Origin of the sequence: Cellulosimicrobium cellulans, assembly GCF_016921195.1 — a bacterium.
GTDB lineage: Bacteria > Actinomycetota > Actinomycetes > Actinomycetales > Cellulomonadaceae > Cellulosimicrobium > Cellulosimicrobium cellulans_F.
This window is the reverse complement of record NZ_JAFGYF010000015.1, coordinates 54,104-74,736: the sequence shown is the minus strand read 5'-3', so window position 1 is coordinate 74,736 and position 20,633 is coordinate 54,104. Positions and strand designations below refer to the sequence as shown.

General features: G+C 73.9%; 18 protein-coding genes. 7 read left to right on the top strand and 11 right to left on the bottom strand.

Annotation, left to right across the window (positions count from 1 at the left end; translation table 11 throughout):
* The first annotated feature begins 349 nt into the window (after window positions 1-349).
* The 5 genes from JN535_RS19505 to JN535_RS19485 all read left to right on the top strand — a co-directional run bounded on the left by JN535_RS19505 (window position 350) and on the right by JN535_RS19485 (window position 5,471).
* Entirely contained in the window at window positions 350-850 is a 501-nt protein-coding gene (locus tag JN535_RS19505) for a MarR family winged helix-turn-helix transcriptional regulator (protein ID WP_205207463.1), read from the top strand.
* Between the two features lie 63 nt (window positions 851-913).
* Window positions 914-2,278: an MFS transporter gene (locus JN535_RS19500; RefSeq protein WP_205207462.1), complete on the top strand. Its 1,365-nt coding sequence runs from the start codon at window positions 914-916 to the stop codon at window positions 2,276-2,278.
* A 264-nt stretch (window positions 2,279-2,542) separates the two neighbouring features.
* Window positions 2,543-3,487 (top strand): ATP-binding cassette domain-containing protein, encoded by a 945-nt coding sequence (locus JN535_RS19495; RefSeq protein ID WP_205207461.1) that lies wholly within the window; start codon window positions 2,543-2,545, stop codon window positions 3,485-3,487.
* A complete protein-coding gene (locus JN535_RS19490; RefSeq protein ID WP_205207460.1) occupies window positions 3,484-4,314 on the top strand; it encodes an ABC transporter permease in 831 nt (276 codons plus the stop codon). The genes JN535_RS19495 and JN535_RS19490 overlap by 4 nt, the downstream gene beginning before the upstream one ends.
* Window positions 4,315-4,454: 140 nt before the next feature.
* Window positions 4,455-5,471 (top strand): TetR/AcrR family transcriptional regulator, encoded by a 1,017-nt coding sequence (locus JN535_RS19485; RefSeq protein ID WP_205207459.1) that lies wholly within the window; start codon window positions 4,455-4,457, stop codon window positions 5,469-5,471.
* Window positions 5,472-5,536: 65 nt separating this feature from the next.
* Here JN535_RS19485 and JN535_RS19480 read toward each other — a convergent pair whose 3' ends face one another.
* Window positions 5,537-6,139: an NADPH-dependent F420 reductase gene (locus tag JN535_RS19480; protein ID WP_205207458.1), complete on the bottom strand. Its 603-nt coding sequence runs from the start codon at window positions 6,137-6,139 to the stop codon at window positions 5,537-5,539.
* 119 nt (window positions 6,140-6,258) lie between these two features.
* Between JN535_RS19480 and JN535_RS19475 the strand changes: the two genes are divergently transcribed.
* Complete coding sequence (locus tag JN535_RS19475) at window positions 6,259-6,744, top strand: MarR family winged helix-turn-helix transcriptional regulator (RefSeq protein ID WP_205207457.1); 486 nt, start codon at window positions 6,259-6,261, stop codon at window positions 6,742-6,744.
* Between the two features lie 60 nt (window positions 6,745-6,804).
* Here JN535_RS19475 and JN535_RS19470 read toward each other — a convergent pair whose 3' ends face one another.
* The 8 genes from JN535_RS19470 to JN535_RS21670 all read right to left on the bottom strand — a co-directional run bounded on the left by JN535_RS19470 (window position 6,805) and on the right by JN535_RS21670 (window position 17,241).
* Window positions 6,805-7,152, bottom strand: a complete 348-nt coding sequence (locus tag JN535_RS19470; protein WP_205207456.1) for a hypothetical protein — start codon at window positions 7,150-7,152, stop codon at window positions 6,805-6,807.
* Window positions 7,149-9,005 carry an ABC-F family ATP-binding cassette domain-containing protein gene (locus tag JN535_RS19465; RefSeq protein ID WP_205207455.1) on the bottom strand — a complete coding sequence of 619 codons (1,857 nt, stop codon included), beginning with the start codon at window positions 9,003-9,005 and terminating at the stop codon, window positions 7,149-7,151. The genes JN535_RS19470 and JN535_RS19465 overlap by 4 nt, the downstream gene beginning before the upstream one ends.
* 92 nt (window positions 9,006-9,097) lie before the next feature.
* Window positions 9,098-10,072 carry a carbohydrate ABC transporter permease gene (locus tag JN535_RS19460; protein WP_240201477.1) on the bottom strand — a complete coding sequence of 325 codons (975 nt, stop codon included), beginning with the start codon at window positions 10,070-10,072 and terminating at the stop codon, window positions 9,098-9,100.
* Window positions 10,062-10,949 (bottom strand): carbohydrate ABC transporter permease, encoded by an 888-nt coding sequence (locus tag JN535_RS19455; protein WP_307869009.1) that lies wholly within the window; start codon window positions 10,947-10,949, stop codon window positions 10,062-10,064. Before JN535_RS19455 ends, JN535_RS19460 begins: the two co-directional genes overlap by 11 nt.
* A 2-nt stretch (window positions 10,950-10,951) precedes the next feature.
* Complete coding sequence (locus tag JN535_RS19450) at window positions 10,952-12,286, bottom strand: ABC transporter substrate-binding protein (RefSeq protein WP_205207454.1); 1,335 nt, start codon at window positions 12,284-12,286, stop codon at window positions 10,952-10,954.
* A 52-nt stretch (window positions 12,287-12,338) separates the two neighbouring features.
* A complete protein-coding gene (locus tag JN535_RS19445) occupies window positions 12,339-13,970 on the bottom strand; it encodes an FAD-dependent oxidoreductase (RefSeq protein WP_205207453.1) in 1,632 nt (543 codons plus the stop codon).
* Window positions 13,967-15,109 carry a LacI family DNA-binding transcriptional regulator gene (locus JN535_RS19440; RefSeq protein WP_205207452.1) on the bottom strand — a complete coding sequence of 381 codons (1,143 nt, stop codon included), beginning with the start codon at window positions 15,107-15,109 and terminating at the stop codon, window positions 13,967-13,969. The genes JN535_RS19445 and JN535_RS19440 overlap by 4 nt, the downstream gene beginning before the upstream one ends.
* A gap of 260 nt (window positions 15,110-15,369) precedes the next feature.
* Window positions 15,370-17,241 (bottom strand): DUF1349 domain-containing protein, encoded by a 1,872-nt coding sequence (locus tag JN535_RS21670; protein ID WP_205207451.1) that lies wholly within the window; start codon window positions 17,239-17,241, stop codon window positions 15,370-15,372.
* Between the two features lie 365 nt (window positions 17,242-17,606).
* Between JN535_RS21670 and JN535_RS19430 the strand changes: the two genes are divergently transcribed.
* Entirely contained in the window at window positions 17,607-18,638 is a 1,032-nt protein-coding gene (locus JN535_RS19430) for an acetylxylan esterase (protein WP_205207450.1), read from the top strand.
* Between the two features lie 69 nt (window positions 18,639-18,707).
* Here JN535_RS19430 and JN535_RS19425 read toward each other — a convergent pair whose 3' ends face one another.
* Both JN535_RS19425 and rsmA read right to left on the bottom strand, forming a co-directional pair.
* On the bottom strand, window positions 18,708-19,658 hold the full coding sequence (locus tag JN535_RS19425) for a 4-(cytidine 5'-diphospho)-2-C-methyl-D-erythritol kinase (RefSeq protein ID WP_205207449.1): 951 nt from the start codon (window positions 19,656-19,658) through the stop codon (window positions 18,708-18,710).
* Window positions 19,655-20,593: a 16S rRNA (adenine(1518)-N(6)/adenine(1519)-N(6))-dimethyltransferase RsmA gene (gene rsmA, locus JN535_RS19420; RefSeq protein WP_205207448.1), complete on the bottom strand. Its 939-nt coding sequence runs from the start codon at window positions 20,591-20,593 to the stop codon at window positions 19,655-19,657. Before rsmA ends, JN535_RS19425 begins: the two co-directional genes overlap by 4 nt.
* Between the last annotated feature and the right edge of the window lie 40 nt (window positions 20,594-20,633).

Here is a 20,633-nt window from a genome sequence, read left to right as displayed (position 1 = left end):
CCGCGTCTACCATCCGCCGCTCGTTCCTCGCGGCTCCCGCCAGGCCCGCCACGACGCGGCACCACCACCCACCCCGCCCGGCGTCGTCTCACCCTGGTCGGCGCCCATCCGGGCAACCTGCCCTGCGGTGACAGGTTTGCGACGACGAGCCGCGCTGCGGGCGGCAACCGCGGTTCTACCTCGGCCGACCAGCGTCCTAACTCGGCCCACCAGGGTTCTACCTCGGGCGACCAGGGTTCTACCTCGGGCGACCAGGCTTCTCCCTCGCGCGGACGCGGTTGTCTCCCGGCAGTACGGGTGGCGGGCGTCAAGAGTCTTGATGTCGAGACACGTCGAGTACCCTCGCGTCATGGAGCAGCAGCACGAGGACGAGGTCGACCGCATCGTCGCGGCGTGGCAGCGGGAGCGACCCGACCTCGACGTCGAGCCGCTCACCGTCTTCTCGCGCGTCGACCGCCTCGCGCGGCACCTCGACCGGGCACGCCGCACCGCGTTCGCGCGCGGGCACCTGGAGACGTGGGAGTTCGACGTCCTGTCCGCGCTGCGACGGGCCGGCGAGCCGTATCGTCTGTCGCCCGGCGCGCTCGTCACGCAGACGCTCGTGACGAGCGGGACGATGACCAACCGCATCGACCGTCTCGAGGAGCGCGGCCTCGTGGTGCGCCGCCGGTCCCCCGACGACCGGCGCGGCGTGCTCGTCGAGCTCACGCCCGAGGGCCTGGAGCGCGTGGACACGGCGATGACCGACCTGCTGGCGGTGGAGGCGCGCATCCTCGACGCGCTGGAGCCCGGCGGCCGCCCTGCGCTCGCGGCGCTCCTGCGTACAGTCGTAGGACAGTTCGACGACTGACCGACGGCCCGGCCGACCGGGCGGGCGGCGTCGCGCACGCCCGCACCCGGAGGTCACCGCCCGATGCCGCCGTCCCGGCCGCCCCGCCCGAGCACGTTCCGCGGCGGGATCGACGGCGTGCTGCTCGTCGCGGTGCTGCTCGTCGCGGTCAACCTGCGCGCGCCGCTCACCGCGCTGCCGCCGGTCGTCGCGGACGTCGCGGCGGACCTCCACCTCACCGCGGCGGCCGCGGGCCTGCTCACCGGCATCCCCGTCCTGTGCTTCGCCGTGGCGACGCCGGCGGTCGCGGGGCTGCTCGGGCGGTCGTCGTTGCGCACGGCGATCGCCGTCGCCCTCGCGCTGATCCTCGCCGGCACGCTGCTGCGCTCGGCCGACGTCGCCGCCCTCGGCGCCGCGGGCACGTTCGCCGGGACGGCGCTGCTCGGGCTCGGCATCACGACGGCCAACCTCGCCGTCCCGATGATCGCCCAGCGTGACTTCCCCGGGCACGTCGCGACGGTGACGGGCCTGTACACGGCGGCGATCAACGTGGGCACCGTCGCGACCACGGCGCTCACCGCACCCCTGGCCGACGCCGTCGGGTGGCGCTGGGCGCTCGCGTCCTGGTCCGTGCTCGCGGTCGTCGCGCTCGTCTGGTGGCTGCGGGCGGTCCCGCGCGAGGTGCGTGGGACCGGATCGACGACGCAGCGCCCCGGTGCCGCGACGGCGTCGGGGACGACAGCACCCGGCGACGACGCACCGCCCGCGCCGGACGACCGGGGCGGCGGGCCGAGGGGGGCCGACTCCCCCGGCGACCTCGCGGCCGCGGCCGCCGAGGGCGTCACGGGCACCGACCCCGCCGTCGCCCGCGAGCGCCACGTCCTGGCGACGCCGTTCACGTGGTGGCTGTGCGCGATGTTCGCGCTCCAGTCGTCCAGCTTCTACGCGCTCACGGCGTGGCTGCCGCTCATCCTGGAGGACCTCGCGGGGATCCCCCGCTCGACGTCGGGTGGGGCCGCGTCGCTGTTCCAGGGGTTCGCGATCGTCGGCGGGCTCGCCGTGCCGCTGGCGGCGCGCCGCTGGTCGCTGCGACAGCGCTTCGCCGCGATCGCGGTGCTGTGGCTCGCGCTGCCCGTGGGCCTGCTCGTCGCGCCCGACCTGTGGGCGGTGTGGGCGTCGACGGCCGGCATCGCCCAGGCGGCGAACTTCGTCGTCATCTTCACGCTCGTCGCCCAGCGCTTCCCGACGGTCCGGCGCGGCCGCCAGGCGTCCGCGACCGTGCAGTCCGTCGGGTACTGCCTCGCGGCGGTCGCCCCGACGCTCGCCGGCGCGCTGCAGACGGCGACGGGCACGTGGACCACGCCGGTCGCCGTCGTGCTCGGCGCGCTCGTCGCCATGACCGCGATCGGCCTCGCTCTCACGGGCCCTCCCCGCTCCCACGCGAGATAGCCCGGGCGGGGAAGGGCCTACCGCGCGATCACCGCTCTACCTCGCGAACCACGGCTCTACCTCGCGCAACCACGGTTCTACCTCGCGCGGCCACGGTTCTACCTCGCGCGGCCACGGGTGCACCTCACGATCGCGGTCCTCCTCGGCACATCGAAGCCCTTGACCGACCCTTCGGCACGTGTTTATGGTGTACACGTTGTTTACGTCATACACATCCGTGTGCACCGCACACGGCCAGCACGCACGACCGAGAAGGAGAAGGCGATGAGCGAACCGATGATCGCCGTGCAGGGGCTCGAGAAGTCCTACGGCGACCACGCCGTGCTGCGCGGCGTCGACCTGACCGTGCGCCGCGGCGAGATCTTCGCGCTGCTCGGGCCCAACGGCGCCGGCAAGACCACGACCGTCAACATCCTCACGACCCTGGTGAAGCCGGACGGCGGGAGGGCCTCGGTCGCGGGCGCCGACGTCGTGCGCGACGCCGGCCGGGTGCGCGACGTCATCGCGCTCACGGGGCAGTACGCGTCGGTCGACGAGTTCCAGACCGGCACCGAGAACCTCGTCATGATGGGGAACCTCGCGCACCTGCCGCCCCGGACGGTCCGGGCGCGCGCGGCCGAGCTCCTCGACCGGTTCGACCTCACGGACGCCGCCGACCGCCGCGTCGGCACCTACTCCGGCGGCATGCGCCGCCGGCTCGACCTCGCGATCAGCCTCGTCGCGGACCCGGCCGTGCTCGTCCTCGACGAGCCCACGACCGGGCTCGACCCGGCGTCGCGCTCGCAGCTCTGGGACGTCGTGCGGGGCCTCGCCGCGGATGGAACGACCGTGCTGCTCACGACCCAGTACCTCGAGGAGGCCGACCGCCTGGCCGACTCCATCGCCGTCCTCGACGACGGCAAGGTCGCCGCCCTCGGTACCGCCACGGAGCTCAAGGCGCTCGTCGCGGGCGACCACGTCCGCATCGCGTTCGAGGACCCCGCGAGCCTCAGTGCCGCCGTCGGGCTCGCCCCCGGTCTCGGCCTGGTGGCGGCGACCGACGAGAAGGACCTGTCCCTCACCGCGCCCAGCGACGACCCGGTCCGCACGATCCGCGACGTGCTCGCGGTCGCCGACGCCCACCACCTCGCCGTCGCCGGGGTCACCGTCGTCAAGCCCACGCTGGACGACGTCTTCATCGCCCTCACCCGCAAGGAGACCGTCCGATGAGCGCCACGCCCACGACCGCGCCCGCCCGGGTGCGCCCCGCCCGTCCTGCGCCGTCCGGACGGTCACGGCAGAGCCCCGCGACGGCCGTGCGCGACGTGCGCACGATGGTCGTGCGGGAGACCCGGCGCCAGCTGCGCAGCCTCGACGGGCTCATCACCGCGTTCGTGCTGCCGGTGATGATCATGCTCGTCTTCGTCGTCATCTTCGGCGGGGCGATCTCCGGTGACGACTACATCGACTACGTCGTGCCCGGCGTGCTCGTCATGTGCCTCGGCTTCGGCTCGGCGACCGCGGCCGTCGGCGTCGCCCAGGACATGACGTCGGGCACGATCGACCGGTTCAAGACGATGCCGATCTTCGGGCCCTCCGCCCTGTGGGGGCACGTCGTCGCGAGCATCGGCCGCAACCTCGCCTCGGCGGTCGTCGTCGTGGGGGTCGCCTACGCGCTCGGCTTCCGGGCGGACGCCGACCTCGGAGACTGGCTGGGGCTCGTCGCGTTCTCCGTCCTCTCCGTGCTGACCTTCACGTGGCTCAGCGTGGTCCTGGGCCTCGTGCTCAGCGTCGAGGCGTCGCAGTCGGTGAACTTCATCTTCCTGTTCGTGCCCTACCTCAGCTCGGGTTTCGTCCCGATCGACACCATGCCGTCGTGGCTGCACGGGTTCGCCGAGAACCAGCCGTTCACGCCGATCATCGAGACGTTCCGCGGGCTCCTCGCGGGGTCGCCGGACGCGACGACCGTCCTCACGGGCGTCGCGTGGCTCGTGGGCTTCCTCGTCGTGAGCTGCGCCGCCGGCTCCGTCCTCTACCGTCGGCGCACCGCCCGCTGACCCCGACCCCGCCCGGGCCGAGCAGGTGGTCCCGGCGCGTCCTGCGACCGGACGCGCCAGGACCACCTGCTCGCGCCGCCCGGAGCGCCCGCTCGCCGGCAGTGCGCACGGGCGCACCCCGGTTCGGGGAGGATGGTCCCATGACGGACGCACCCGACCTCCCACCTCGGATCGCGCTCGCGTGGGGCGTCGCCGAACGGCCCGAGCGCGCCCCGAAGCGTGAGCTGAGCATCGAGCGCATCGTCGAGACCGCGATCGAGATCGCCGACGCCGACGGCCTCGCCGCGGTCTCCATGGCGAAGGTCGCGCAGAGCCTCGGCTTCACGACGATGTCGCTCTACCGGTACGTGACGAGCAAGGACGACCTGCTGCTCCTCATGCAGGAGGCGGTACTCGACGTCGAGTACCCCCCGGCGCACGAGCCCGCGGACTGGCGCACCGAGCTCCGCGAGTGGGCGCAGTTCTCCATGGCGGTCTTCGCCTCGCACCCCTGGTTCCTCGACGTCCCGGTGACCGGTGCGCCCGTCACCCCGAACACCCTGCGCGCCGCGGACTCCTGCCTGCGGGCCCTGCGCTCCACGCCGCTCGACGAGGAGGAGAAGATGTCGGTCATCCTCCTCCTGAGCGGGTATGCGCGGAACGCGGCCCGGCTCGAGGCCGAGCTCGCCCGCGCGGTCGACGCCACGGGCGACGAGGACGCCGTGCTCGGCGGGTCGTTCGCCGACGCGCTGCGCGAGCTGGTCGACGAGGTGAGGTTCCCGTACCTGCGCCCCCTCGTCGAGTCCGGCGCGTACGCCGGAGAGGGGCAGATCGACGACACGGCCTGGGGGCTCGAGCGCCTGCTCGACGGCCTCGCGGTCTACGTCGACGCGCGTGCGGCGGGCGCCCCGGGTGCCGGGCGGGACTTCCGTTCGTCGTCCACGCCGCCCGACGACGGTGCGGACGACGAGGCGCCGGTCGGCGGAGCCGTGCCGGTCGAGGTGTCCGTCCACGTCAAGGACCCGAAGGTCAAGAAGGCGACGCTCAAGCGCCGTGACGCCGAGCGCCGCGTCCGCGAGGCGCAGAAGAAGGTCCGCGAGCTCGAGAAGGCGCTGCGCGAGGCGGAGAAGGCGGAGCGCGAGGCGGCGCGGGCGGCGGTGGAGAAGGCGCGCGGCTGAACGGGGATGCGCGGCGGCCGGTCACCTCGAGGGTGGCCGGCCGCCGTCGTCCCCGAAGGTGCGCGTCACTCCGCGAGCGCGAAGCCCGTCGTCCAGGACGTCTTCTCGCCCGCGGCGAGCGTGAGCTGGAGGAAGCCGAGGGCCTCGAGCTCGTGCGCACGCTTCAGCGAGCCCGCGTCGACCACGCGCACGCCGGAGACGACCCCGGCCAGCGCGGCCTTGGCGTCCGCGTCGTCGCCCGCGACGAGGACCGTCGTGGGGAGCGAGCCGACCTGCCCGGACGCGAGGGTCGCGGCGAAGTTCGTGTTGAACGCCTTGAGCACGCGCGCGCCGGGCACGCGCTCCTGGAGCTGCGCGGCGGCCGACGAGCCCGCGGGCACGACGAGGGAGTCGAAGGTCGCGAAGTCGAGCGGGTTGGTGATGTCGACGAGGACCTTGCCGTCGAGGCGGTCGGCGTAGAGGTCGACGACCTCCGCGACGGCCCCGTACGGGAGGGCGAGGACGACGACGTCCCCCGTGAGGCCGTCGCCGACGACGCCGGCCGCGACCCGGGGGTCGAGTTCGGTCGCCTCGCGCGTGAGGACCTGCACCTGGCTGCCCGCGGCGAGCGCGAGACCGGTGATCGCGGAGCCCATGGTGCCCGCGCCGATGATGGAGATGCTGCTCATGGTGGCTTCCCTTCCTGCGCCGGCCGCCCGGTCGGCTGTTGGTTGTCGCTACAACCATCACGCCACGAGGCTAAACTTGTAGCGTCAACTATTACGATGGTCACACCGGAGGAGGCCCGATGACGACAGAACCCCGCTGGCTCGACGACCAGCAGCTCGACGCCTGGAAGCGGCTCGTGGCCGTGGTCGAGCTGTTGCCGGGCGTCCTGGACACCCAGCTCCGACGCGACGCCGACCTCAGCCACTTCGAGTACTACGTGCTCGCGATGCTGTCCGAGGCACGCGACCGCACGCTGCGGATGACCGACCTCGCGAGCGCCACCAACGCGACGCTCCCCCGCCTCTCCCACGTCGTGGCGCGGCTCGAGAAGCGCGGGCTCGTCGAGCGGGTCCCCTGCCCCGAGGACCGCCGCGCCACGAACGCGCACCTCACGAGCGCCGGGTGGGACAAGGTCGTCGCGACCGCGCCGGGGCACGTCGCGAACGTCCGGGACCACGTCATCGACGCGCTCACGCCCGAGCAGGTCGACCAGCTCGACGCCATCGCCGGCGCGATCCTCGAGCGCGTCGACCCCGACGACCGCATGGGCTTCCTGCGCCGCTGACCCGGTCCGGCGCCCGCTCGTGGACCGCCCGGTCCGGGCGTCGACGCGAGCGGCCGGGCCTCAGCCCGGACGGCCGGGCGTCGCGAGGACGAGCACGGGGCCGTGCGCCACCAGCGCCCCCAGTGCCGCCGGCAGGTCAGGCACCGCGAGCTCCACGACGTCCGGGAGCGCGGCGACCACGTCGTCCCACTCGGGTGCGGCGTCGTCCACCTCGACGCTGTGCCCGTTCACGAGGTCGAACGACACGTACCGCACCGGGCTCACCACCGCGCCGAGCGCGAAGGCGGTCACCCGGCGCACGTCGGTCCAGGGCGCGAGGACGCCGCCCTGCCCGTCGTCGACCTCGACGCCGCGCGTCGAGACGCCGACCCGCATCGCGCGCGGGCCCGGTGTCGTTCCCGCCGTCACCCGGCGACCTCCGCCGCCTCGAGCCACGCCGCCTCCAGCTCGTCCTTCTCGGCCGCGAGCGTGCGCAGCTCGGCGTCGAGCTCCGCGACGGCCGCGAAGTCGGTCGCGTTCGCCGCGATCTTCTCGTGCAGGCGCGCCTCCGCCTCCGCGATCTTCGACAGCCGCCGCTCGATGCGGTTGATCTCCTTCTTCGCCGCACGCACCTCGGCGGCGCTCGGCCCGGCCGGGGCGGCCGCGTCCGGCGCGCCCTCCGCCCCGCCGTCGCCCCCGGCCGCAGGCGCGAAGCCGCTCGACGCCGCCCCGGGAACCGCGAGCGCCGCGCGCCGCAGCTCGAGGTACTGCTCGACGCCGCCCGGAAGGTCGCGCACCCGACCGTCCCCGAGCAGCGCGACCTGGCGGTCCGCGACGCGCTCGAGCAGGTAGCGGTCGTGCGAGACGACGACGAGCGTGCCGGGCCAGCCGTCGAGGAGGTCCTCGAGCGCGGCGAGCGTGTCGGTGTCGAGGTCGTTCGTCGGCTCGTCGAGCAGGAGCACGTTGGGCTCGGCGACGAGCAGGCGCAGGAGCTGGAGGCGGCGGCGCTCGCCGCCCGAGAGGTCGCGCACGAGGGTCTGCGACCGCTCGCGCGTGAACCCGAGGCGCTCGACGAGCTGGGACGCGGAGAGCTCCTTGCCGTCGACGACGACCGAGCGCTTCTCGTCCTCGATCACCTGGATCACGCGCGACCCGGCGATGTCGTCGAGCTCGCCCACGTCCTGCGACAGCTCGGCGACGTGGACGGTCTTGCCCCGCTTGACCCGCCCGGAGTCGGGCTCCCGCCGTCCGGCGAGGAGCGCGAGGAGCGTCGTCTTCCCGGCGCCGTTCACCCCGACGACCCCGTACCGGTCGCCAGGCCCGAGGCGCCACGTGACGTCGTCGAGCAGCACGCGCTCGCCCTGCCCGTCCTGGCGAGGCACGGCGACCGTCACGTCCTCGAGGTCGAGCACGTCCTTGCCGAGCCGCTTCGTCGCGGTGCGCGTGAGCTCGAGCGTGTCGCGCGGCGGCGGGACGTCGGCGATGAGCGCCGCGGCGGCGTCGAGCCGGAACTTGGGCTTGGACGTGCGCGCGGGCGCGCCGCGCCGCAGCCACGCGAGCTCCTTGCGCAGCAGGTTCTCGCGCTTCTCCGCCGCGACGGCCGCCGTACGGGCCCGCTCGGCGCGCGCGAGCACGTACGCGGCGTACCCGCCCTCGTAGCCCTCGACCTGGCCCGAGCCGTCGCCGCGCACCTCCCACGTGCGCGAGCAGACGGCGTCGAGGAACCAGCGGTCGTGCGTGACGACCACGAGGGCGCCCTTCGCGCCCGGGCGGGCGAAGCGGTCGCTGAGGTGCGCGGCGAGCCACGCGACGCCCTCGACGTCGAGGTGGTTGGTCGGCTCGTCGAGGAACAGCACGTCGTGGTCGGCGACGAGGAGGGCCGCGAGCGCGACCCGGCGACGCTGGCCGCCGGACAGCGTGTCCGCCGGGGCGTCGAGGTCGAGGTCGCCCAGCAGTCCCGCGTGGACGGTGCGGATGCTCGCGTCCGACGCCCAGGCGTGGGTCGCGGCGTCGCCGTGCACGAGGTCGCGGATCGTCGCGCCGGTGCCGGCGTCGTCGCGCTGGTCGAGCAGGCCCACCCGCAGGCCGCCCACCCGGGTGACGCGGCCGCCGTCGGGCTGCTGCGTGCCCGCGAGCAGGCGCAGGAGCGTCGACTTGCCGGCGCCGTTGGGGCCGACGATGCCGACGCGGTCGCCGTCGTCGAGGCCGAGCGAGACGTCGTCGAGCAGGGTGCGGGTGCCGACGGTCAGCGAGATGCCGTCGGCGCCGAGGAGATGAGCCACACGCACGAGCCTAGGCCGCACCCCGTGAGTGCAGGAAATGGTCGCGGACCGACGGCGAGATCGCGACCATCTCCTGCACTGGCGGGCGAGGGTCAGCCCTTGAGGCCCGAGTGGGCCAGGCCCTGGACGAACTGCTTCTGCGCGACGAGGAACACCGCGAGCACGGGCAGCACGGTGAGCGTCGTCGCCGCGAGCTGCACGTTCCACATCGGTCCGCCGTAGGCGTCGACGTACTGCGTGAGGGCCTGCGGGAGCGTGAACCGGTCCTTGCTGGACAGGTACACGATCGGCTCGAGGTACAGGTTCCACGACTTGAGGAACGTGAAGATCGCGACGGCCGAGATCGCCGAGCGCGACAGCGGGAACGCGATCCGCCAGAAGATCCCCCACCGCCCCAGCCCGTCCATGCGCCCGGCCTCCTCGAGCTCGCCGGGGAGCCCGAGGAAGAACTGGCGCATGATGAACGTCGCGAGGACGCTCGGCGCCCCGAGGATCGGGATGACCACCAGCGGCCAGTGCGTGTCGATGAGCCCGAGCGAGTTGACCATCCGGAACAGCGGGACGATCGTCACCTCGGACGGCACGAGCAGCCCGACGAGGACGATCAGGAACAGCGCGTTCGCCCCGGGGAACCGGATGCGCGCGAACGCGTACCCGGCCATCGACGACACGAGGATCGTCCCGACCGTCACCAGCGCCGCGATGTAGAGGCTGTTCCAGTACTGCTGCGCGAACGGCTGCAGCCGGAACACCTCGCCGTAGGCCGCGAACGACGGGTCCTGGGGCCAGAGCGTCGGCACGGCCCGCAGGATCTCGCTCATCGGCTTGAGGCTCGACGTCGCCATCCACCACGTGGGGAACACGAAGGGCACGCTGAGCACGACCAGCAGCGCCACGAGCGCCCAGCGTCCCCGCCGGCGCCGAGAGCGCGCGGCGCGGTCGCGCCGCGCGGGCGTGCGCCGGGTCCCGCCCGGGCCGTCGCCGCCCGGGCCCGACGCCACGCGCCGGGCGGGGCCGTCGTCCGCGCCCGGGAGCGTGGCCGGGCCGGGCATCACGTCAGACTTCATGGAAGACCCACCTCTTGCGCGTCTGCCACTGCACGAGTGTCAGGACGAGGACGATGACGAACAGCAGGACGGAGATCGCGCTCGCGTAGCCGAAGTCGTTGAACCGGAACGCCTGCTGGTACAGGTAGTAGACGAGCACCGTGGTCGAGCTCCCCGGCCCGCCGCCCGTGAGCACGGCGATCTGCGCGAACACCTCGAGCGAGCCGACGATCGTGAGGATCGACACGAGCAGCACGGTCGGGCTGATGAGCGGGAGCGTGATCGACCGGAAGCGCCGCCACGCGCCGGCACCGTCGATGCGCGCGGCCTCCTGGACCTCCTCGGGGACGCCCTGCAGCGCCGCGAGGAAGAGGATCATGTTGAGGCCCACGTTCTTGAAGACCTGGACGACGATCACCGAGATCATCGCGGTCGTCTCGCCCCGCAGCCAGTTGGGCCCCTCGACGCCGAGCAGCGACAGGAACCCGTTGATCCCGCCGTCGGCCTGGAGCAGGAAGCTCCACACGATCGTCCACGCGACGAGCGACACGACGACCGGCGAGAAGAAGAACGTGCGGAACGTCGTGGTTCCCGGGAGCTTCTGGTTGAGCAGCACCGCGAGGACGAGCGCGAGCGATATGTTGAGCACGACGAGCCCGACCGAGAACCACAGGCTCGCGAGCAGCGAGTCGCGCAGGCCGGGGTCCGCGAGCATGCGCTCGTAGTTGTCGGCACCCGCGAACGTGAACGTGTTCGCGAGGACGTTCCACTCGTGCAGCGAGTACCAGACGACGGCGACCAGCGGCGCGACGACGAACGCGAGCGCGCCGAGCACGGCGGGCGCGACCATGGTGTAGCCCACGGCCGCGTCCCGTCGTGCGAGTGCGGAGGACGCCACGCTCAGTCCTCGAGCAGGGGCTGGATCGCCGCGCAGGTGTCGGCGAGCACGCCCTCGACGTCGGCGTCCGCGGTCCACAGCGCGTCGAGCTCGGCCCGCACCGTGTCCTGCAGCTTGGCGAAGTTCTGGTGCGACGGCTTCGTCACGGCACCCTGGATGCCGTCGACGACGACCGCCTGGAGCTGCTCCTCGCTGAGCTTCGGGTTGGCGGCCCCGAGCGTCTCGGCGGTGAGGAGCGACTCGCGCGGCGGCGGGAAGTAGGCGGCGAGCGTCTCGGCGTTCTCCGGGTTGGTGAACCACGCGAGGAAGTCGGCGGCGACGTCGGGGTGCTCACCGGCGGCGAAGACGCCGATGCCCGCCTGGCCGATGACGTTCTGCTGGCCCGCCGGACCCGCCGGCAGCGGCACGACGTCCCACCCGAACGAGTCGTCGAGCGACGACGCGCGGCTGATCTGCGTGATCGTCATGGCGGAGTCGCCCGCGAAGAAGTCGGCCGTCGTGCCCGGACCGGGCAGCGCCTTGTCGACGAACGTCGCGTCGTGGATCCACGTGAGCGCGTCGACCATCTCGGGGTCGGTGAACGTGCACTGCGTGCCGTCCTCGCTCCATGGCGCCGCGTCCCAGCCGTCCCAGATCGTCGACAGGTTCTCCCACACCTTGTAGTCGAAGTCGCGCACCACGAGGCCCTGCTTGCCCGACGTCGCAGCGGCCGCCGCCGCGATGTCGCGGACCTGGTCGTAGGTCCAGTCGCCCGACGCGACGAGGTCGGCCGGGTTCGGCTGGCCCGCCGCGGCGACCTGGTCGGTGTTGACGAACAGCGCGAACGGCGAGTTGGAGAACGGGTAGGCGTAGAGCCCGCCGTCCTTCTCCCACAGCGCGAGCGACGAGTCGAGCAGGTCGTCGTACTCGTACCCCTCCGTCTCCTGCAGCTTCGGGGCGACGTCGACGAGCGCGCCGCTCGCCACGAACTCGGGCGCGTAGCTCTCGAGGATCCAGGCGAGGTCCGGCGGGTTGCCGCCCGCGAGCTGCGTGGTGAGCGACGTCGTGTAGTCCTCGAACGGGATCGTCTCGAACGTCACGCCGGACACGAGGTCCGGGTTCTCCGCGACGTACGCGTCGGCGATCTCCTGGAACTGTGCGAGCTGCGTCTCGTCGGCGGTCCACACCGTCATGCGCAGCTCGACGGGCTCGCTCGGCGTGCTCGGCTCGCCGGCGACGTCGTCGCCGCCGCCGGAGCACGCGGTGAGGACGAGGGCGAGCGCGACGCCGCCGGCGGCCAGCGGTGCGCTCACGAGGCGGCGCCGGTTCGGGTTCCGGCGGGGGGTCAGGGGGGTCATCAGTTCTCCTTCGGACTGAGGGTGGCCGTGTCGGTGCGGGCGGGGGCCCGCGTCAGTAGGGGTGCGCCTCGGCGGGCCAGCGCAGTTCGACGCCGGCCCGGACGAGCTCGTCCTGGTAGTCGGCGAGCAGGTCGGCCTTCGACTGGACGGCGTGCGGCGTGCGCCCCGTCGCGAGGCAGTGGGCCGCGAGGTGGCCGGCGGCCTCGCCGACGTTCCACTCCACGGGGTGCAGCCGGTAGCAACCGTTGGTGATGTGCGTCGTGCCGATGTTCTTGTTGGCGGCGAGCAGGTTGGTCACGCGCTGCGGGAGCAGCGCGCCGAGGGGGATCTCGAACGGCGTCGACGCGACGTCGATGTACGTGTCGCCGCCCGTCGAGGGGTGCAGGTCGATCCGGTACATGCCGACGCCGACCGAGTCGTCGTAGCGCGTCGCGCCCCGGTCGCCGCGCACGGCGTACGAGACGTCGTTCTCCGTCACGGTCGTCACGGCGCGCAGGCGGCGGGACTCGCGGTGGTAGGCCGCCTGGGCGAGGCCGTCGGCCGAGCCCATGACGTCGGGCCGCAGGCGCAGCCCCGGGAAGCCGGTCCCCCCGTCGGGGCGGGGTGCCTCGGTCTGCATCCAGTAGAGCATCGACAGGCTGAGCTGCCGGGCGTCCGCGAGCCGCGCCTCCTCCACGTCGCGCGGCACGTCGAGCACGGGCGCGAGGAAGTAGTCGATGCTCGGCCAGTTCACGAGGCACAGGTCGCTCGCGTAGTGGCCCGGCGCGAAGAGGTCGCGGGCCGCGATGCGCCGGAACGTCCAGAGGTTCCCGTCGCCGGGGTTCTTCGACTGGTCGGCGTCGACGGCGCGCGCGTCGTCGCCCGGGTTCGGCGTGAAGGACCGCACGTCCATCGCGAGCGTGCGCGGGTTGGGCGCCTCCCACGACAGCATGCGCCGCCCGTTCCACGGGCCCGGGGTGTACGTGCTCCAGAAGTCGTACCGCTCGGGGCGGTCGATCGTGTGGTCGCCGTCCACGTGCTCGACGGCGAAGCACACGCTCAGGGCCTGCACGTTGTCCGGCTGCGCCTCGTCGGGCGCGCTCGGCTCCCCGGTCTCACGGTTCGACTCGAACCCCGTGACGTACTCGGTGCCCGTCAGCGGCAGGAGCTCGCCCGTCTCCGTCGCGTCGACGACGAACGCCGCGTGGACCGTCACGGGCGCGTCCCCGGCGTCGGCCGCGACCGGGGTGAGCGTCACGGAGGTGACGCGGTCCCCGTCGGTCGTGGCCGCCGTCGGGCGCACGCGCTCGAGCAGCCGGACGCGGCCCGCGGACCGCCACGGGGCGAGCATCTCCTCGAGCACGCCCACCGCGACGCGCGGCTCGTGGCACAGCTTGGAGACCCAGCCCGCGCCGGGGTTGAGGGCGTCCCACGTGCGCGCGGCGTCGGTGAGCGGGTACGAGCGCCGGTACACGTCGCGGATGCCGTCGCGCAGCGCGCGGTAGCGCGCGGTGACGCCGAACCGCTCGACCCAGGGGCTCTCGTCCGGCGGCACCGCCTGGGACGTGAGCTGCCCGCCGATCCACGGGTGCTCCTCGGTGAGGACGACGCGGGCGCCGCGCTCCGCCGCCGCGAGCGCGGCGGCGACGCCGCCGAGCCCGCCGCCGACGACGAGGACGTCTGCTTGGAGGTCTGGATGGGTCACGCTGGTTCCGTTTCTCTGGTGCTCTGGTGCTCTGAGGTCGGCAAGGGCGGTCTGGTGCCCGGGGGCGGTACGGGCGGAGGCGCGGCGACGGTCTCGCCGTCGACGTCGACGCACTCGAGGAGCTGGTGCAGCTCGTCCTCGGGCACCCGGGCGGCGCGCGCGGCCTTGCGGTCGGAGCGGCCCGAGCCGGACTCGGCGACGAGACGCGACAGCAGGACGAGGGCGCGCGCCCCCATCTCCTCGCGCGGGATCGAGAACCCGGACCACCGGCGCCCGCCCGGGCGCCCGTGGTGGGGCTGGCCCAGGAGGAGGAACGAGACGTCGTCGGGCACGCGCACGCCGCGCCCCTCGAGCTCGTCCACGAGCTCCTCCGGGTAGTTCTCGGGCGCGACGACGACGGCCGTGAGGCGCTGGTCGACGATCTCCGCGGCCGTGGCCGGGACGTCGTCGAGCTCGACGAAGCGCACGGTGAGCCCGTGCGCCTTCATCGTGGCGCGGTAGGCGTCGACCCGGTCGAGCGTCGGCTGGTCGGTGCCGCGCGGCCCGACGTAGCCGATGCGCTCGTGACCGAGCGTGACGAGGCGCTCGACCTGGCGCGCGGTCGCCGCGACGTAGTCGGCGCCGACGTAGGGCAGGCGGCCGCCGTCGCTGCCGCGCTTGCCGATGAAGACGAACGGGTAGTTTGTGTCGAGCAGGTGCTGGAGCTCGCCGCGGTCCTCGTGCTGGCCGAGCAGCAGGCAGCCGTCGGCGATCCCGAGGCGCTGCCAGCCGTCGCGGGTCAGGCGGCGGCGCCCGTCGACGACGCGCGCGCTCGTGAAGAGCAGGATGTCGATCCCCAGCTTCTCGGCCGCGTGCTCGATGCCGACGAGGAACGGGCCGTAGAAGTCACGGCCGGCGCGCGGGAACGTCGCCTCGTAGGTGAACACCCCGAGGATCTGGTTGTGCCCGCCCGCGAGGCGCTGGGCCACGGGATTCGCCGAGTACCCCGTGATCCGGATCGCGTCGAGCACGCGCTGACGGGTCTCCTCGCTGATCCGCACCCCGGCGGGCGTGCTGTCGTTCAGCACGAACGAGACCGTCGCCTGGCTGACGCCTGCCATGGCGGCGACGTCGGCCTGGGTGATGCGGTGCCTCGGCATGGATCCTCCTCGATCACGTCGTCGACGACGTGCCAGGAGTCTCGCCAGCCCACGGCCCGCGGGTCAACGGGGTAATACGCATTATTACGTCGTGAGCAGCGCGGATGCGCGGCTCGGCGTCCCAGCGGTGATCCGCATAATCGCCCGGCCACCGCGGGGCCCGGCCGGACGTGGCAGGTCCGCGGGGGATGCACGAACGGGCCCAGGGACGCACTCCGAGGTGCCTCCCTGGGCCCGCTGCGCAGCCCGAGCGCGCCGTGCTACCCGCAGGTCAGCGCGTCGTACGTCGCCGAGAGCGATCCGTGCTGGGCACCGTCGGTCCCGGTGACGTCGACCGTCGCCTCGCCGGCCGCGACCGACGTGGAGCGCGTCGCGAACGACTGGTAGGCGCTGCGACCGGGCCCGACGTCGGCCACGGTGCGCTCACCGAACGGCGTCACGAGGCGGACCGTCGCCGCGGCGTCCCCCTCGTTGCGCGCCGTCACCGCGACGTACGCGCGGCCCGCGAGGCAGCGCGTCGCCGTCTGCACCTCGACGGCGGGCGCGTCGTCGCACGCGGCCGCCTCCGCGGCGGTCGGGGTCCAGCGGAACCAGTCGAACGACGCGACGATCTCCGGGGGCGTCGCCGAACCGCGCATCGCGAACGGCCCGACGCCCGTCGCGCCGAGCGCGGCGACGTCCACCGTGCGGCCCCACGGCGCGAACTCGACGCCGTCGACCGACACCGACGCCTGCACGGCGGTCCCGTCGCTCGCGAGGCGCAGCCAGAACGTGTCGCCGAGGCCCGCCGGCGGGACGACCGAGTCGAATCCGGTGTTGCGGTCCGTACCGTCCTGGCGCCAGATGAACTCGAGGCGGGGTCCGAGCGACCCGTGCACCAGGTCGAGCTTCGCGTAGTTCGCGTCGTCGCGGTAGAGGAGCAGACCGCCCTGCTGGAAGCGCTCGGTCGGGGAGACCGAGACGGCCGTCGTGACCTCCCACGGCCCGTCCGGGACCGCCTGGAGCGGCAGCGACGCGCCCGCGACGCCGGTCGCGTAGGTCGGGATGCGCAGGGCGCCGTCCGCGAGCTCGTGCCGGGCGCTCCCCGGCCGGACGACGGACCAGCGCGCCGGGTCGAGCGCCGCGCCGTCGAACTCGTCGGACGCCGCGCCGCTGCACTGCTCGCGCAGCGGGTCGGGGTCCTGGCCGGGCTCGGGAGGCCGCACGGCGTCGGGGTCGCGCTGCGCCCACGCGATCGTCGCGCCCAGGCGGTCGCCGGACTCGTAGAAGAGGTACGTCTCGTCGCCGTCGGTGACGATCTCGGGCGCGGCCACCCGGCCGGTGTCGTCGCCCACGCCGCTGGCCTTGTGAAGCTCCCACCGCGGCCCGACCTGCGTCATCGTCGGGTCGAGCGTGCGGGCGAACGTGATGCCCGTGGAGCCGTGGTAGATCACGTAGAGCTGGCCCTCCCACTCCCACAGGTTGCCGCCGGACACGTTCGTCCCGGTCGCGGCGTCGGGCACGACGAGCGGGTCGGGCCGGACGTCCCAGGCCTTGCCGTCGACCGACTCGGCCACCTTGATGCGCCGGATGTCGTCGGTCCGGTTCTGCATGTAGGTCATCGCGAACCGGTAGCCGGACGACGGGTCCGGGTGCTCGACGACGCGCGCGTACGACGTCTCGGTGGTCCCCGCACCCCCGTCGGCGTTGGTCACGGCGACCCCGGAGTCGTCGAACGTCACGCCGTCGGGCGACGTCGCCCACCGCGTCGTCGAGTTCTCGCCGTGGAAGTACAGCAGCACCTGGTCCGTCGCGTCGTCCCACAGGACGTCGGGCGACGAGACGTGCGAGACGCGCTCGTAGAACGGGAGCCACTCGTTCGCGACGATCGGGTTGTGCGCGTACTCCGTCCACGGACCCTCGAGCGAGTCGGCGTACATGAGGGAGATGCCGCCCGGGGCGTCGTGCGGGGCGTAGTAGAGGTACCACTCCCCCAACGGGTCGTCGAGGTAGGCGCCCGCGTGGAAGACGCTCGGGAAGATGAACTCGTCCGTCGGGTTGTAGCTCATCGACTCCTTGTCGGTGATCACGCCGCGGTACTCGAAGACCGGGAGGTCGGCGGCGGACGGGACGTCGGCCGCCGCGGTGCTCACCGCTACGGGTCCGGCTGTCGTGGCCGGCGACGGTGCGGCGACGGCTGGGACGAGCGCGCCGGCCGCCAGCATCACGGTCAGGGCGGCGACCGCCGCGGGCGCGACACCGCGTCTGCGGCGTGGTGCTGCTGCTCGGGTTCTCACAGGGGACCTCCATCGGTTCCTCACCGGCGGCCTCGTCGCCGACCGGGCGCCGCGCGCGCGGCGGCGGCTGGTGGCAGTCTCGCCGCACCGGCCCTGCACCGGTCAAAGGGATGATGCGCATTATTAGCGCGGCGCGGCGGTCCTCGTGGCGGCGCTAGAGTCGTCCCGACCCGACACCGATGTCCGACATCAGACTTGTGCGCCCCCGGAGGATCGCCACCGTGCCGCTCTTCGACCTGCCCCTCGCCGAGCTCGAGACCTACGCGCCCGCGCTCGACGAGCCCGCCGACCTCGACGCGTTCTGGGCGCAGACTCTCGCCGAGTCCCGCGCGGCGGGCGGGGAGCTCGCCGAGACGATCCGGCTGGAGCGCGTCGACGCCGGCCTGGAGACCGTCGTGGTCGACGACGTCACGTTCGCGGGCTTCGGTGGCCAGCCCGTCAAGGGCTGGCTCGTCCGGCCGACCGCGGCCGATCGCGCGGTCGCGGCCGGAGAAACCGCGCCGCTCCCGGCCGTCGTCGAGTACCTGGGGTACGGCGGCGGGCGCGGGCTGCCGCACGAGCACCTCCTGTGGGCGAGCGCGGGCTACGCGCACCTCGTCGTCGACACGCGCGGTCAGGGCAGCGGATGGGGGGCCGGGGGCGACACGCCCGACCCCGTCGGATCGGGACCGGCCACGCCGGGCTTCCTGACCCGCGGCATCCTCGACCCGCACGAGCACTACTACCGCCGTGTCATCACCGACGCCGTACGGGCGGTGGACGCGGTACGGGCGGTCGACGGGATCGACCCCGCGCGCGTCGCCGTGACCGGGGTGAGCCAGGGCGGCGGCCTGACCATCGCCGTCGCCGGCCTCACCGAGGGTCTGGTCGCCGCGATGCCCGACGTCCCGTTCCTCAGCCACTACCGCCGCGCCGTCGAGATCACCGACCGCCCGCCGTACTCGGAGATCACGCGCTACCTCGCCGTCCACCGCGAGCACGAGGACGCCGTCTTCCGCACGCTCTCCTACCTCGACGGCGCGAGCCTCGCCCGCCGCGCGACCGCCCCCGGCCTGTTCTCGGTCGCCCTCATGGACCCGGTCTGCCCGCCCTCGACCGTGTACGCGGCCTACAACGGCTGGGCCGCCGGTGCGGGTGGCCAGGCCCGGGACGTCGCGCGCGCGATCGACGTCTACCGCTTCAACGAGCACGAGGGCGGGCAGGCCTACCGCTTCGCCCGCCAGCTCGCCTGGCTCCGCGAGCACGCCCGGTAGCCGACCCGCACGTCGCCGACGAACCGGGGTCGCGCGGGGGCAGGCCCTCGGCGTTCCGTGCGCGGCGGGTCAGTGCGCGACGACGCGGGCACCGGCGGCGGGGGCGGTGGTGCACCAGACGGTGTCGCACGCGTCGTTCGCGGTCCACGACGCGGCGATCGCGAGCGCGTGCTGGCGGCTGCGCGCGAGGGCGGCGACGGTCGGGCCGGAGCCGGAGACGATCGCGCCGAGCGCACCGGCCTCGGTCGCGACGTCGATCGTCCGCTGGAGCTCGGGGCGCAGGGCCAGCGCGGGGCCCTGGAGGTCGTTGCGCAGCACCTGCCCGAGCCCGACGGCGTCGCCCGCGCGCAGCGCCTGCATGAGCGCGGTGTCCTCGGCGAGGTCGAGCTCGGCCGGGCCGCCGACGGTCTCGTCGTACGTCCGGTAGACCTGGGCCGTCGAGAGCCCTTCCGCCTGGACCGCGAAGACCCAGTGGAACTCGCCGCGCGTCATGGCCGGCGTGAGCAGGTCACCGCGTCCCGTCCCGACGGCGGTGTGCCCCACCAGACCGAACGCGACGTCGGCCCCGAGCCCCGCGGCGAGGCGGACCAGGTCGGCGCGCGGCACCCCGGCGTCCCACAGCGCGTCGCACGCGACGAGCGCGGCCGCGGCGTCGGCGGAGCCGCCCGCCATGCCGCCCGCGACGGGGACCTCCTTGTGGATCTCGAGCCGGACGTCCGGGTCGACGCCGACGTGCTCGGCGAGCGCGACGGCGGCCCGCCACGCGAGGTTCGTCTCGTCGGTCGGCACCACGTCGGCCTGGAGACCGGTCACGCTGAGCGAGACGCCCGAGCCCGGCGGCACCTGGTGGGCGACGACGTCCTCGCTGAGCCCGACGGCCTGGAAGATCGTCACGAGCGGGTGGTAGCCGTCGTCCTGGAGCGCCCCGACCCGCAGCGACAGGTTGACCTTGCCGGGTGCGCGCACGCGGACGGACGGGGGTGGCGCGAGGGCGATGCTCGGCGGACGCGGGGGTGTCACGCGTCCACTGTGCCAGGTCGCCCGGTGCGACGCTCCGCGGGTGCCGCGCCACGGGCGGGGCGCTCGGCGAGGCCGCCGCGCAGGACGAGGTGCTCCGCGACGCGCGCGAAGGCCGCGACGTCGAGCACCTCGCCGCGCGCCTGCGGGTCGACCTCGGCGGCCTCGAGGACCTCGGCAGCCACGCTCGCGGACCCGGCGAGACCGGACAGCGCGGACCGCAGCATCTTGCGCCGCTGCGCGAAGGCCGCGTCGACGACGGCGAACACCTGCTCGCGCGTCGCGGTCGTGGCCGGCGGCTCGCGGCGGTCGAGCGCGACGAGCGCGGAGTCCACGTTCGGCACCGGCCAGAACACGCTGCGACCGATCGTCCCGGCGCGGCGGGCGTCGGCGTACCAGGCGGCCTTGACCGACGGGACCCCGTAGGTGCGCGACCCGGGCGGGGCGGCGAGCCGGTCGGCGACCTCCGCCTGCACCATGACGAGCACGCGCTCGAGCGAGTCGAACCGCTCGAGGAACGTGAGCAGCACGGGCACCGCGACGTTGTACGGGAGGTTGGCGACGAGCGCCGTGGGCGGCTCCCCGGGCAGGGCGGTGACCTCCAGCGCGTCGGCGCCCACGATCTGAAGGCGGTCGCCGACGTCGGGGACGTGCGCGGCGACCGTCGTCGGGAGCTGCTTCGCGAGGACCGGGTCGATCTCGACGGCGACGACGCTCGCCCCGGCCTCCAGGAGTCCCAGGGTGAGCGAGCCCAGCCCCGGTCCCACCTCGACGACGCGCTCCCCCGGGCGCACGTCCGCGGCCCGCACGATCTTGCGGACCGTGCCGCCGTCGTGCACGAAGTTCTGGCCGAGGGTCTTGGTGGGGCGGACGCCGAGGCGCCCCGCCAGGTCACGGATCTCGGCCGGACCCAGCAGGGCTCCTCGGGCGTCGCTCATGACAGGCAAGCCTACCGACCCGCCGGGTGCCGGGAACCGC